At 73.4% G+C, this 13,290-nt stretch carries 10 protein-coding genes and 1 pseudogene; 3 read left to right on the top strand and 8 right to left on the bottom strand.

The annotated features are described in order from the left end of the window. Positions 1-53 precede the first annotated feature (53 nt). On the bottom strand, positions 54-722 hold the full coding sequence (locus MLUT_RS22375; protein ID WP_010079935.1) for a response regulator transcription factor: 669 nt from the start codon (positions 720-722) through the stop codon (positions 54-56). Between the two features lie 108 nt (positions 723-830). Here MLUT_RS22375 and MLUT_RS22370 point away from each other — a divergent pair, with 108 nt between their 5' ends. Then, positions 831-1,541: a histidine kinase gene (locus MLUT_RS22370; RefSeq protein WP_231936614.1), complete on the top strand. Its 711-nt coding sequence runs from the start codon at positions 831-833 to the stop codon at positions 1,539-1,541. A gap of 131 nt (positions 1,542-1,672) precedes the next feature. Here MLUT_RS22370 and MLUT_RS22365 read toward each other — a convergent pair whose 3' ends face one another. From MLUT_RS22365 to MLUT_RS22340, 6 genes and pseudogenes are all read right to left on the bottom strand, one after another. Then, positions 1,673-3,307, bottom strand: a complete 1,635-nt coding sequence (locus MLUT_RS22365) for a PH domain-containing protein (RefSeq protein ID WP_012751124.1) — start codon at positions 3,305-3,307, stop codon at positions 1,673-1,675. Then, positions 3,304-3,879 carry a PH domain-containing protein gene (locus MLUT_RS23475; protein WP_012751123.1) on the bottom strand — a complete coding sequence of 192 codons (576 nt, stop codon included), beginning with the start codon at positions 3,877-3,879 and terminating at the stop codon, positions 3,304-3,306. Before MLUT_RS23475 ends, MLUT_RS22365 begins: the two co-directional genes overlap by 4 nt. Positions 3,880-4,058: 179 nt before the next feature. Next, complete coding sequence (locus tag MLUT_RS23860; RefSeq protein ID WP_012751122.1) at positions 4,059-4,232, bottom strand: hypothetical protein; 174 nt, start codon at positions 4,230-4,232, stop codon at positions 4,059-4,061. 22 nt (positions 4,233-4,254) lie between these two features. Next, positions 4,255-5,152 (bottom strand): annotated as a pseudogene (locus MLUT_RS23745) (IS5 family transposase). 862 nt (positions 5,153-6,014) lie between these two features. Further along, the gene (locus MLUT_RS22345) at positions 6,015-6,860 is read right to left on the bottom strand and encodes a hypothetical protein (RefSeq protein WP_012751120.1); all 846 of its coding nucleotides are present in this window, start codon (positions 6,858-6,860) and stop codon (positions 6,015-6,017) included. Between the two features lie 79 nt (positions 6,861-6,939). Continuing rightward, on the bottom strand, positions 6,940-7,734 hold the full coding sequence (locus MLUT_RS22340; RefSeq protein WP_010079939.1) for an ABC transporter ATP-binding protein: 795 nt from the start codon (positions 7,732-7,734) through the stop codon (positions 6,940-6,942). 286 nt (positions 7,735-8,020) lie between these two features. Between MLUT_RS22340 and MLUT_RS22335 the strand changes: the two genes are divergently transcribed. Together MLUT_RS22335 and MLUT_RS22330 are read left to right on the top strand one after the other, a co-directional pair. Continuing rightward, positions 8,021-8,233 (top strand): hypothetical protein, encoded by a 213-nt coding sequence (locus tag MLUT_RS22335; protein ID WP_010079940.1) that lies wholly within the window; start codon positions 8,021-8,023, stop codon positions 8,231-8,233. A gap of 279 nt (positions 8,234-8,512) precedes the next feature. Then, on the top strand, positions 8,513-9,739 hold the full coding sequence (locus MLUT_RS22330) for an IS110 family RNA-guided transposase (protein WP_012751119.1): 1,227 nt from the start codon (positions 8,513-8,515) through the stop codon (positions 9,737-9,739). Between the two features lie 154 nt (positions 9,740-9,893). Here the strand turns inward: MLUT_RS22330 and MLUT_RS22325 are convergent, their stop codons facing one another. Beyond that, positions 9,894-13,271, bottom strand: coding sequence for a beta-phosphoglucomutase family hydrolase (locus MLUT_RS22325; RefSeq protein ID WP_010079941.1), 3,378 nt, complete (start codon positions 13,269-13,271; stop codon positions 9,894-9,896). Positions 13,272-13,290: the final 19 nt, after the last annotated feature.

Raw genomic sequence — 13,290 nt, 5'->3', positions numbered from 1 at the left:
GAACTGGCATGGAGGCGAACCCGCCCGTCCGGCGTCGGGGGCCGCCGGGCCCGTCAGTCGTCGAAGGAGACGAGGCCGGCCCGGCTGGCGCGGATGAGCACCTGGACGCGGTCCCGGGCCTGCCACTTGTCCATGATCTTGCCGAGGTGGCTCTTGACGGTGGCCTCGGCGAGGAAGAGGGCCTGGGCGATCTCCGCGTTGGAGGAGCCCTTGGCCAGCTCGGTCACCACCTCGAGCTCGCGGGGGGTGAGCTCCTCGAGCTCGGTGAGCGCGTGCGCGGCGGCGGACTCCCGGCGCTCGCTCTGCTGGGTGACCGTCTCGATGAGCTCGCGGGCGACGCGCGGGGAGAAGACGGCGTCGCCGCGGTGCACCTGGCGCACCGCCTCGACCACCTCCTCCGGCGGAGCGTCCTTGACCAGGTAGCCGGAGGCCCCGGCGCGCAGGGCGGGCACCAGGTAGGCCTCGGAGCTGAACGTGGTGATCGCCAGCACCCGGACCTCGGGGGCCTCGGCCATGATGGCCGTGGTGGCCTCGATCCCGTCCATGCGGGGCATCTGCATGTCCATCAGCACCACGTCGGGGCGCAGGTCCTTGGCCATCTCGACGGCCTCGACGCCGTCGGCGGCGGTGCCGACCACCTCGAGGTCCTCCGCCGTGGACACGAAGTGCGCCAGGGCGGTGCGCATGAGTTGCTGGTCGTCTGCCACGAGCACTCGGATCATCCCTCCAGCGTAGGCGAGCACCCCCGGGGATCGCGTGCGACTCAAGTCGGAGCCGCGTTCATCCCCACGGCCCTTCTTCCGCGGGCGCCCCTGGACCACGATGGTCCGATGACTCCATCCCAGCACCACCCCCGGGGGACCGGAGACGGACCCGGGCGCGCCCCCGACGGCGGCGATCGCCGCCCGGGCGTCCCCAGCACGACGACGGCGGTGGAGCAGGAGCAGATCGCCGACGACCTCCACGCCGGCCTGGCCCAGAGCCTCACCACGCTGTCCATGCAGGCCGCGCTGCTGCCGAGCCTGACGGCATCGCCCGAGCGGGCCGACGCCGAGCACCGGATCCGCGGCATGGCCGACCAGGCCCTCATCGACGTGCGCCGGCTGCTCACGGTGCTGCGCGGCACGGACCGCGTCGCCGCCGACCTGCCGTCCGGCTCCGGCCCGGGCGACCCCCTCGACCCCGCCGCCGTCGTGCCCGCGGGATGGGTGTGGGACGTCGCCGAGGAGGACCTCCACGCGCTCTCGCCGAGCATCCGGGTCGCCGTCCTGCGCCTCCTGGAGCTCTTCGCCTCCCTCGCCCGGGATCCGGAGCTGGCGGACGGCGTCGTGCGCCTGGGGCCCGCCGCGGACCGGGTGGCGCTGAGCCTCGTCGCCCGCCGCGCCCCCGACGCCGGCCCCCGGCCCCGCAGTGCCGGCGCGGCCGGCCTGCGTGGGCTGGAGGAGTCCCTGCGGACCCGGGTGGACGCCTACGGCGGCGAGTGCGCCGTCCGGGCGGACGCCGACCGGCTCCGCCTCGAGGTGCTGCTGCCCCGCCGCTGAGCGCACCGCCTCCGCACGCCGCGAGGGGCTCCGGACCGACCCCCAGGGGGGACGGACCGGAGCCCCTCGTCTCGTGTCCGGACGGCTCGTGTCCGGACGGCGCGCGTCCGGACGTCTCAGGTCGGAACGGCTCAGGCGCGCAGCGGCACCGAGGAGTGGCGCACCATCGCCTGGAGCGCCTCCACGGCCTCCGGCGCGGTGACGAGCGCCATGGCCCGGCGGGGGGCGCCGGCGAAGTAGAACACCGTGGGCAGCCACGCGGTGCGCCGGCCGCGTGGGGTGCGGGCGTGGTGCAGGTGGTGCGCCGAGATCCCGTGCAGGCGGGTGGCCCGGACGGCCGTGACCCGCTCGCCCACCGTGATCCGGCGGGTGAGGAACAGCCCCGCCGCGGGGTCGGCGTAGAGGCGCGCGGTGGCCACCGCGATGATCCCGGCCACGACGGCGGCGGCCGCGAGGCAGGCGCCGGCGGCGAGCGGCCACGGCCACCCCCACGTCTGGGCCGTGAGCACCCAGGTCCCCGCGAAGGCCGCCGCGAGGGCGAGAAGGGAGACCAGGTTGACGGCCGGCGTCGCCAGGCCGGTGGACAGGCGGCGGGCCGTGCCGGCGAACTCGGGCAGGTGCTCGGCCACGATGGCCCGGGCCCGCTCCACGGGCATCGAGGGCAGCACGAGGTTGCCGCCCAGCTGGGCCGCGCTGTCCAGGGTGAGCACGGACAGCCGGGCCCGGCCCAGCAGCTGCTCGGCCGCGTTGCGGTGCCACACCACGCCCTGCACGGCGCCGGGTGTGATGACGCGCTCGTGCGTGGAGACCAGCCCGTAGCGGATGCGCAGCCGACCCTCCGGCGTCGCGAGCACCGTGAACCCGTGGAACTTGACCACGGTGGCGGTCAGCCCGACGACCACGGCCAGGGCCACGATCAGCAGCGCCGTCGGCCAGGAGCCGAGCCCGGAGAAGAGCAGGGACTCGAGGCGCTCGGTGAGGCCCAGCACGTCCGTCAGCTCCATGAGGCCGAACGCCACCGGCGGCACCAGCAGCAGCACCTGGCCGTAGACCAGGCTCAGCACGAGCAGGTCCGCGAGGGTGGTGCGGTGGACGACGGCGGCCGGGGCGGCGGCGTCGGCGGCGTCGGCCTGGCCCGTGGGGGCGCGGTCGGCCTGGTCGGCGGGGGCGGCCCCGGCGCGATCCGCCGGGGCGCCGTCGTCGTCGACCCGCGACGCCGCGATGTCCTCGACGCGCGAGGACCCGGCCTGCGCGGACCGGCCGAGCGCCGCGGCGGCGTCGGCATGCCGCTGGAACGCGGCGAGGTCGGCGGGGGCCAGGCCGTCCAGGCGGACGCGGGACCCGTCCTCGCCGGTCTGGGTGCACGTCACCTCGGTGATGCCCAGCAGCTGGAACGCCCAGGGCTGGCGGTGGTCCACCGACGTCACGAGGTCCCACGGCAGGGACTCGAAGCGGCGCGAGAGCAGGCCGCTGTCCACCTGGACGCCGTCGGCGGAGACGTGGAAGCGGGCCGTGCGCCAGCGGATCACGGGGCCGAGCACGAGGGAGGCGACCCACAGGAGCATCAGCGCCTGGACGAGGGGCCCCCAGGGGGCGGGCCACTGGGCGATCCACGTCAGCGAGCCGACGAGCCCGATCGCCATGGCCGGCAGGTCCGTGATCCAGCGGGCGAGCACGTAGCGGGGGGAGTCGGAGAACGACGCCGGCGCGGGCCAGGCGTCGGGGCGGGCGACGGCGGCCTTGCCGGTCCGGGGCGCGGCGTTCACGGCGCGACCTCACCGGCGGCGACGAGGGCGGTCGCCGACTCCTGGCGGCGGGCGGCGAGCCCGCGCAGGACGACCTCCTTGACGCGCTGCGCCTCGGCGAGCTCCACGGGGCCGAGGGACTCGGCGTCCACCACGCTCACGAAGCGCACCGTGGCCAGGCCGAGCGCCCGCTGCAGGGGGCCGCGGACCACGTGCACGCTCAGGACCTGGGGCACGGCGACGTCCACCGTGTGGCGCACGAGGGCGCCCTTGGCGATGTACACCTCGTCCTCGTCCACCGTGTACCTGTAGCTGCGGTGCCGGACGCGGTTGACGACGGCCAGGTCGGCGAGGGCGACCGCCGCCGTGAGGGCCACGAGGATCCACAGCACGGGGCCGCCCACCGGGTGGTCCCACCACAGCGCGACGGCGGCCAGGACGGCGGCGATCGGCAGGGCCGTCGCGCACGTGGTCGCCTGCCACACGCGCAGCGCGAGCCGGGGCAGCCGGGTGACCCCGGCGTCGCCGGCCGGGCGGGCGGGCGCGGCCGGGGCGTCCTCGGGCGACGGGGCGGCGTTCGGGTGATCGAGCATGCGGGGTCTTCCTCGGGATCGGTGGCGGGCGGTGTGCGCCGCCGCGTCCAGTCTCCCGGAGCGCCGGGGGTGGGACCACGGACCTGAGTCGGGCGCGGAGTGCGACGAAAGGCGGAGGGCGGGCGCGCCGAAGCCCTCGTCGCGGGGGCGACGAGGGCTTTCGGGGGTGGGACGTCCGCTCAGAGGACGCCGATGGCGCGCAGGACCTGCTCGACGGCGCCGGCGTAGCCGAAGCGGACGATCCAGCGGTCGATGGTGGCCTTGTTGTTGCGCACGAAGGTGATGGCGCGGTTGACGGCGGTCCGGCCGTACTTCCAGGCGAGGGCGGACAGGCGGGCGATCACGGTGAACATGGGTTTCTCCTAGGGCGTGTTGCTAAAGTAGGGTAGTCAGCCAGTGCAGTGTCGCTGCGAGGCTGAGCCCGGCGTGATAGTTCCGGGCGTACTTGTCCGAACGCATCGCGATCCCTCGCCACTGTTTGAGCCGGTTGAAGCACCGCTCCACGACATTGCGTCCCCGGTAGCGCTGGCGCTGGTCTTCACCGAAGTCGATCGGTCTTCCTGGGCGGCGGCGCCGGTGCGCGATCTGATCGGCCCGCTCGGGGATCGTGGCCGCGATGCCATGCCGGCGCAGCCAAGCCCGGTTCGCCTTCGAGGGGTAGCCCTTGTCCGCAATCAGGCGGTCAGGCCGTATCCGGGGCCGCCCACGGGCCCCGGCAACGCTGATCTGCTCCAGCGTGGTGGCCAGCATCGAGGTGTCCGCGACCTGCCCGCCGGTCACCACGAACGCCAGCACCCGGCCCTTGCCATCACAGACCAGATGATTCTTCGTCGTCAGACCGCCGCGGGAGCGTCCGATGGCATGATCAGCCGGCTCGTCCCCGGATTTCTTGTAGTTCATCCAGGCCCCCTGTGGGGCGGGGCAGGGTCGCCCCGTGCTGGTGGACGCGCACGATCGTGGAATCGATCGAGGCCACCCAGTCCAGCTCGCCAGCCTGCTGTGCCATGGACTGGGTCTTCTCCAGCACCCGCTCCCACACGCCCTGGGCGGCCCACCGGTTGAAGTTCTTGTAGATCGTGTTCCAGTTCCCGAACCGCTCGGGCAGATCCCGCCACGGCGCCCCGGTGCGGAAGCGCCACGCGGTGGCCTCGACCACCGCGCGCCGATCCACGGGCGGACGCCCGGTGGTCTTGGCTTCGGGGAACAGTGGGCCGATCACGGCCCAGACCTCGTCCGAGATGACATCACGCGACATGACCCCAGACTCGCGCATCCACGTCCCCGAACCCTTTAGCAACACGCCCTAGGGGTGGTGTGCGGGTCCTGGCTCTCCGGTCCAGAGGGGTCTGTTCCTCTCGGGAGTCGTTCTCCAGGTGAGTCGTGGTGACTTCTTGTCCTTCGCTCCGGAGGTGTTTTCCGCCCTTGCGATGTCTCAATACTCCCGCTCGGACAAGGGGTGGAAACACCGCCATGAGGTGGAATGTCCGTCCGCATTGAGGCGGCTCCGTGAGGAGATCAAAGTGGGCGTCTCCGGTCGACTCAGGTGCCGGGCCCGCCGTCGTGGGTCTAGGGCAGGGCGCCGCCGCCCCGACCTTTGATGGACGGCTGGAGTGGCTCGGTTGCCGTCATCGCCGCTGCGGGGCCGATCCGAGGCGATCCGGACGCCCCTGGGGCGCGGGATGACGCGCTCCCGGGGCCGTGGCCGGTGGCCGTCCGGGGCGCGCGTGGCGATCGACGGCGATCCGCGCCGGCCTGCGCTGACCTGCTCCGAGCCGTCCGCCGGCCGGCCACTGGCCGCCGCGCTCCGGGGGCCGTCGGCGGTCCGTCTTTCCGGGGCCGTGGAGGGGATGCCGGCAGGCCGTCCTCCGGGTCGAGGCGGGCAGGCCGTCCCCCCGGGTCGCGCCGGCCGGAGGCCCTGGCGCTCGGGGCGCGGAAGGGGATCCGAGGGAACAATTCAATGCACCTCGAGAGGGGCAGGCAATCGGTGTGAAATGTCTCGATACCGGGCACATGAATGCTCTCCGGTGCGTACGCGGAAGGGCGCAGAAAAGCCGCCGCCCTGCCTGCGTCTGAGACGCGGGCAGGGCGGCGGCGGGAGGCGGTCCCGGCGCGGCGGGACCCTCAGGCGGGGAGCGTCAGGCGTCCCTGCGTGCGACCACGGCCACGGCGGCGAGCACGGCAGCCGCCGTCCAGCCGACGAGGACCGCCAGGCGGCCGACCAGCGGGAGCAGCGCGGCGGGGGTCACGGGGTCGAGCTGGGACACCGCGGCCGCGCCCGTCCACGCCTGGGCGGGCAGCCACGCGCCCGCCGCCGTGACGGCCGAGCCGATCGCTTCGGGCAGGAGCATCGGGGCCATGGTCATCGCCAGCGGGAGGACGACCATCACGCCCACGAAGGCCAGCAGCGCCACGGGCAGGGAGCGCACCGCCGCCGCCAGGCCGCCGGCGAGGACCACGAGGGCGGTGCCGGCGAGCACCGCCAGCAGCCCGGCGAGCCCCACGGCCCCGGCCGGGACGACCCCGCCGGTCAGGCCGATGGCCGCGGCGGTGAGCACCGCCGTCGCCGTCAGGGCCGGCAGCGCGCTGCCGGCCAGGGCGCCGAGCTGGGCGCCGAGCAGTCGTCCCCGGCGGGGCACGAGCAGGCTGCGGGCGCCGAAGGCCGCGCCCTGGTCCCGGCTGGTCCGCACGACGGCGGCCAGGGACATCACCAGCGCGGCGACCGCCACGGCGGACTCCACCCCGGTGGCCGCGGCGGTGTGGGCCGCGGCCGCGGTGCCCTCCGCCAGCTCCGGCGTCGAGGACATCCAGCGGGAGGCCGCGTGCATGCCGAGGCCGGCGACGGTGCCGAGCGCCGCGGCGGCGACGGACGGCACGACCATCCCGCCCGGGCCGGCGGCGCGGCCGGCCTCGGCGCGGAGCACGTGGCGCAGGGTCTGCGGGGCGGGGGCGGGCAGGGACGAGGGGGCGAGGACGGTCTGCATGGGGGTCTCCAGGGTCAGGGGCGCAGGGCGCGGGGGCGCGGGGGTGCGGGAAGGGCGGGTGCGGGGGTTCGGACGGCGGTCAGCCGTGGACGAGGTGCAGGTAGGCGTCCTCGAGGGTGCGGCCCGAGGACTCGAAGTCGGACAGCGGGCCCGCGGCCACGAGGCGGCCGCCGCGGATCATCACCACGTGGTCCACCACCCGCGCCAGCTCGGCCATCAGGTGCGAGGACAGCAGCACGGTGTTGCCGCGGGCCGCGTAGTCGGTCAGCAGGGAGCGCAGCGCGAGGATCGCGTCCGTGTCCAGGCCGTTGAGGGGCTCGTCCAGCACGAGCAGGCGGGGCTCGCCCAGCAGGGCGGCGGCCAGCCCGACGCGCTGGCGCATGCCCAGCGAGAGCCCCTTGATCCGACGTCGGCCGGCGTGCGGCAGGCCCACGGCCTCCAGGACCTCGCGGACCCGCCGGCGGGGCAGGCCCTGCGTGGCGGCGGCCCACCCGAGGTGGCCGCGGACGGTCATGTGCCCCGGCAGGGACTCCGCGCTCAGCAGGGCGCCCACGGTGCGTCCGGGGGCGGCGGCGTCGGCGAACGGCGCGCCGTCCACGGTCACCTCGCCGGCGTCCGGGCGGGTGAGGCCGAGGGCCATGCGCAGCACGGTGGACTTGCCCGCGCCGTTGGGGCCGACGAAGCCGGTGATGCGGCCGGCGGGGACGTCGAAGGAGACGTCCTGCACCGCGGGGACGCCGCCGTAGTGCTTGGACACGTGGCGGATCGAGAGCATCGGCGGGGCCGGCGGTGCGTCGGACGCGGGAGCCGCGGGGATCGCGGGGGCCTCGGTGCGGCCGGGGGAGGGGAGGGTGAGGGCGGTGTGCGTGTTCATGGTGACGATGCTCGCGTCCGCCGGGTGGCCGGGGGCAGGGGCGTGAGGATGGTTCCGGGGGCGACGACGGTCGGAACCTCGGTGCGACCTGGGGCGGACCGCACGGGCCTCCCCGCCTGGCGGACCCGCCAGTGCTCCTCATCCGAAAGTCGGGCCGAGGAGCCGACCCACGGGGCACCCGATCCCGCCTCAGGTCCCTTCAGTGCGGCGGCGGGCGCCGGAAGGATGGAGCCATCACCAGGACGGACCGCCGGCCCGTCGCCACCGACTCCCGAAGGAGCCCCCCATGACCACCCCCGCCGCCTCCACCGAGTCCCGCGCCGTGCGCCGCGCCGAGCGGACGATCACGTTCCTGCTGATGGCCCTGGCGACCGCCGTCGTCGTGGTGCTCGGGCTGACCACCGAGCTGACCACCCTGCCCCGCCTGGGCATCACCCTGGGCGCGCTGGTCGTGGCCTACCCGGTGCTGCGGATGCTGCTGTACCCGCGCTCCGCCTGACAGCCCCACCCCCCCAGACGCGCTCATACCCCGTTACCTTCTTCGTGGCTCCTGGATCCGGCAGGATCAGGGAGTGCTGACCGGCCGGTCCTGGGCATGATCGTTTGCCCCCAGTCATCCATGATCCGGGGGGTGTTGTCACCCAGGACCGGTCCGGTGGTCACGGATCGCTGATAGAGGCAGGACCCGGCTGACAAGGGCCTTCGTAACGTGGATGCCGAGCGTGATCACCTCCCGGCCGGCCAGCACACGCCACCGGCGCACCAGAAGGGAACGATCATGACAGCACAGCAGCACCCGGCCGTGTTCATCGGCCTTGACGTCGGCAAGGCCGAGCACCACGCCGTGGCCCTCACCGCGGCCGGGAAAAAGGTCTACGACAAGGCCCTGCCCAACGACGAGACCCGCCTACGCGGCATCCTCGACGAGCTCGCCCGCGCCCACGGGCCCGCGCTGCTCGTCGTCGATCAACCGGCCACGATCGGCGCCCTGCCCGTGGCCGTGGCCCAGGCCTGCGACGGCGTTGAGGTGGCGTACCTGCCCGGGCTGGCGATGCGACGGATCGCTGACCTGCACCCCGGCTCGGCCAAGACCGACGCCAAGGACGCGGCGATCATCGCTGAAGCAGCCCGCACGATGCCCCATACGCTGCGCTCCATCCGAGTCGATGAGGAACAGATCGCCGAGCTGGCCATGCTCGCCGGGTTCGATGACGACCTCGCCGCGCAGATCACCGCGACCTCGAACGGGCTGCGCGGACTCCTCACCCAGATCCACCCCGCGCTCGAGCGCGTGCTCGGGCCCAGGATCACCCACCCCGCCGTGGCAGACCTTCTCGGCCGCTACCCCACCCCGGCACAGCTCAGAACGGCTGGGCCGGGGCATGTGCGGGCCAGGCTGCGCAAGCACGCCCCACGCCTGGCCGCTTCTCTCACGGAACAGATCTTCCAAGCCCTGGACGAGCAGTCCGTGGTCGTGGCCGGCACGCAGGCCGCGGCCACCGTGGTCCCGATCCTGGCAGAACAGCTCGCCGGCCTGACCCGTCAGCGGGCCGGCCTGGCCTCCCAGGTGGAGGCTGCAGTGGAGGCCCACCCTCTTCACCCGGTCCTGATCTCGATGCCCGGAGTAGGGATCAGGACCGCCGCACGCATCCTCACTGAAGTTGTGGGCAAGGACTTCGTCGATGCCGGGCATCTGGCCTCCTACGCCGGGATCGCCCCGGTCACCCGACGCTCCGGGACCTCGATCCGCGGAGAGCACGTAGCCCGGGGCGGGAACAAGCGACTGAAGCGGGCCCTGTTCCTCTCAGCGTTCGCTTCGCTGTCACACCCGCCTTCCAGGGCGTACTACGACCGCAAACGAGCCCAGGGCAAACGCCACAACCAGGCGCTGATCGCGCTGGCCCGGCGCCGCACGGACGTGCTCTACGCGATGCTCCGCGATGGCACCCTGTATCAAGATCCGACCGCCCCGCCAGCACCATCATCAGTCGCTCTCGCGGCTTGAAGAAAACCATAGAGGCACCCCCCAGACGCGCTTTCGCTCGGGAAATCGTCGCTACCATCCCAGGATTTCGGGATGGTAGCGACGATTTCTCGAGCGAAAGTGTTTCCGGCTGGGACCCGGCTCCGGATCAGGCCCCCGGCTCAGGCTCCCCGGCTCAGCCCAGCGGGACCGTGATCTCGGCGCCCGGGGACAGGGTGTGCTCCTGGCCGGCGATGATCATCGGCACGTCGTGCCACATGCCGCTGCCGGCGCGGACCGTGACCTCCGAGCGGCGCATGTGGATCTGCACCGGCTGCTGGCGGAACCGGATGGTGAAGCTGGCGCCGGGCAGCTGGGAGGGCATGCGCGGGTCCACGCGCACCACGTCCTCGCGCGTCTCCAGGCCCGCGTAGCAGCGGATCACGGTGTCCACGGTGCCGGCCATCAGGCCCAGGTGGATGCCCTCGCGGGTGGTGCCGCCCTGGGTGTCGGAGAGGTCCGACTCGAGCGCCTCCGTGAACAGGTCCCACGAGCGGTCCGGATCGGTGCGGGCCGCCACCCAGGCGTGCACCAGCCGGGAGAGCGTGGAGCCGTGCGTGGAGCGGGCCTCGTAGTACGTCACCATGCGCTCGAACGCCTCCTGCGGCAGCTCGTAGCCCATGCGGCGCAGGATCCCGTCCAGCTCCTCGGCGGAGAACAGGTAGCCGAGCATGAGGGTGTCCGCCTGCTTGGAGAGCTTGTACCGGTTGGTGGCGTCGCCCTCGGCCTGCAGGATCAGGTCCATGCGGCCGATGTTGCCGTACTTGGCCCGGTAGGCCTCCCAGTCGAACTCCTTGAGGTCCTGGTAGCCCTCGAACTGCGCGAGGATGCCGGCCTCCTCGCCGTCCTCGAAGAACGGCACGGTGAGGCGGGCGCTGACGTCCTCCCAGCGCTCGATCTCCTCCTCGGTGATCTCCATGATCTCGGGCAGGCCGTCGTCGAGGGTGTCCAGCCAGCGCACCAGCCGGGCGGTCTCGGAGAGCACCCAGGAGGTCAGCACGTTGGTGTACGCGTTGTTGCGCAGGCCCGAGCCGGGGGTCTCCGGGTAGCCGTCGTGGAACTCGTCCGGGCCCATGACGCCGTGGATCTCGTAGCGGTCCGTGACGGCGTTGTGCAGGGTCATGGACATGAAGAAACGGGAGATCTCCACGAGCATCTCCGCGCCGTAGTCCGAGATGAAGGAGGTGTCCTTCGTGATCTCGATGTACCGCAGCACCGAGTAGGCGATGTCCAGGGAGACGTGGCGCTGGTTGTGCGAGTTGTCCGGCATCCACATGCGCGAGCGCGGGTTCCACAGCTCGGTGGGCGTCTCCTCGGAGCCGTCTGCCCCGGACTGCCACGGGTACATGGCGCCGGCCCAGCCCGCGGCCTGGGCGTTGGCGCGGGCCTCGTTGAGACGCCGGTAGCGGTACATCAGCAGGCCGCGGGTGATCTCGGGGCGGCGCAGCGTGAGCATGGGGTAGACGTAGATCTCGTCCCAGAAGATGTGGCCGCGGTAGCCCTCGCCGTGCAGGCCGCGCGCCCCCACGGAGGCGTCCAGGTCCCGGCGGCGGCCGTAGGCCGTCTGCAGCACGTGGAACGTGTGCAGGTTCAGCGCGAGCTGCTGGCGCAGCGACGCGCCGTCCTTGCCCATCGGGACCGCGGACCCCACCGGGGCCGAGTGGCCGGCGTCGACGACGGGCGGCGCGTACTCGCCGCCGGCCTCCGCTGCCGTGGAGCGGCGGTGGTGCCGGTACGGCTCGGCCAGGTCGATGCGCACGGAGAACCGGTCCCAGTTGGTGCCCCAGCGCTGCTCGTGCAGGGTCAGCAGGTTGCGGAAGTTCTGGGCGCGCTGGACGTCCTTCACCGCCGACTCCCACACGGAGGCGTTGGCGTGGTCGTGGCTCGTGGCGACGGCGGCGATCTTCTCCAGCACGAGCGGCACGCCCTCGTCCACGTGGAGGAGGATGTCCTGGCCGACCACCAGGTCCGAGCCGTCCACGGGGCGGCGGATGGGCTCGTGGTGCCCCACCGGCGCCACCTGGCGGGTGCGGGTGGCCAGGGCCACGTGGATGCCGGACTGGTTGGTGGCGGTCTCGAGCAGGACGGTCTCGCCGTCGATCTCCCGGGCCTGGACCGGCTCGAGGTGCTGATTGGCGAGGGTGCGGTCGTCGGAGACGTTGAGGTTGGCCACGCGGCCCTCGATCTTCGAGCGCACTGTGAGGTCCCCGGACCAGTTCTCCGCCACCACGGTCAGCTCGATCGCGGCGAGGTGCCGGTTGGCCAGCGAGGTGAACTGCCGGGTGTGGAGCGTGGTGCGCCGGCCCTGCTCGTCCTCAAAGGTCATGGTGCGGGAGAGCACGCCGCGGCGCAGGTCCATCTCCTGGCCGTACTCCACGAGGTTCTCCTCGCCCGGCAGCAGCGGGCGGCCGTGGCGCGGCGTCACCACGAGCGGGGTCCAGTCCTGGATGTTGACCATGTGCTCGGTCTCCACGACCCGGCCCTGGACCATCGAGGTCAGCCGGTTGAACACCCCGGCCATGTAGGTGCCGGGGTAGTGGACGGAGGAGATACGCGTGCCGGGCACGGCGCCGCGGGTGCCCCAGTACCCGTTGGCCAGGGTGCACAGCACCTCGCGCGTGCCCTCGGAGGCCGGGTCGAAGCGGTCCCAGCGCAGCACCCACGCGGGGTCGAACGGGGTGGTGGTGCGGTCCTCCAGATGCAGGGTCCCGTAGTCCTGGACCACCAGGTGGGCGCCGGCCGCCTTGAGTCGGCCCTTGCCGAGCTCGGGCTCGCGGTCCACGCCGATCACGAGGCCGAAGCGGCCGTCCGAGGCGGCCTTCACACCGGAGACGGCGTCCTCGAGGACCATCGCGTCCGCGACGTCGACGCCCAGCTCGCGGGCGGCCTCCCAGAACATGGCCGGGTCCGGCTTGCCCGGCAGCTCGCGCTCGACGGCGGTGTTCCCGTCCACGATCACGGGGAAGAAGTCCAGCACGCCGCCGGCCGTGAGCACGGCGCGGGAGTTCTTGGAGCTGGTGACCAGCGCGACCGGCACGCCCTTGGCCCGCAGCCGCTCGAGGAGGTCCTGGGCCTCCGGGAACACGCGGACGCCGTCGCGCTCGAGCACCTGCTCGAAGTAGCCCTGCTTGCGCTCGGCGAGGGCGAGGACCGTCAGCTCCGGCATCGCGTCCGCCTCGGGGGAGTCGGCCTCCGGGACGTGCAGGCCGCGGGAGGCGAAGAACGTGCGGACCCCGTCCTCGCGGGGGCGCCCGTCCACGTGATGCAGGTAGTCGGCGGCGGCGTCGAAGGGACGCAGCACGTCCGGGTCCGCGGCGACGACGGCGGCGTTGGCGGGCAGCGCGCCGACGTCGGGCAGGGCCGCGTCGAAGAGCTCCTTCCACGCGGCGGCGTGCACGCCGGCGGTGTCCGTGATGACCCCGTCCATGTCGAAGATGACGGCGCGGTAGCGGCGGAGCCGGTGGCGGCGGGCGTTCAGGTCCTGCGGAGCGGCGGGGGTGAGCGTCTGCGACATGGGAACCAGCCTACGGGCG

It is taken from the genome of Micrococcus luteus NCTC 2665, assembly GCF_000023205.1.
GTDB classification, from domain to species: Bacteria; Actinomycetota; Actinomycetes; order Actinomycetales; family Micrococcaceae; genus Micrococcus; species Micrococcus luteus.
Note: the sequence above shows the minus strand (reverse complement) of the source record. Positions and strands in the feature narration are given on the sequence as shown.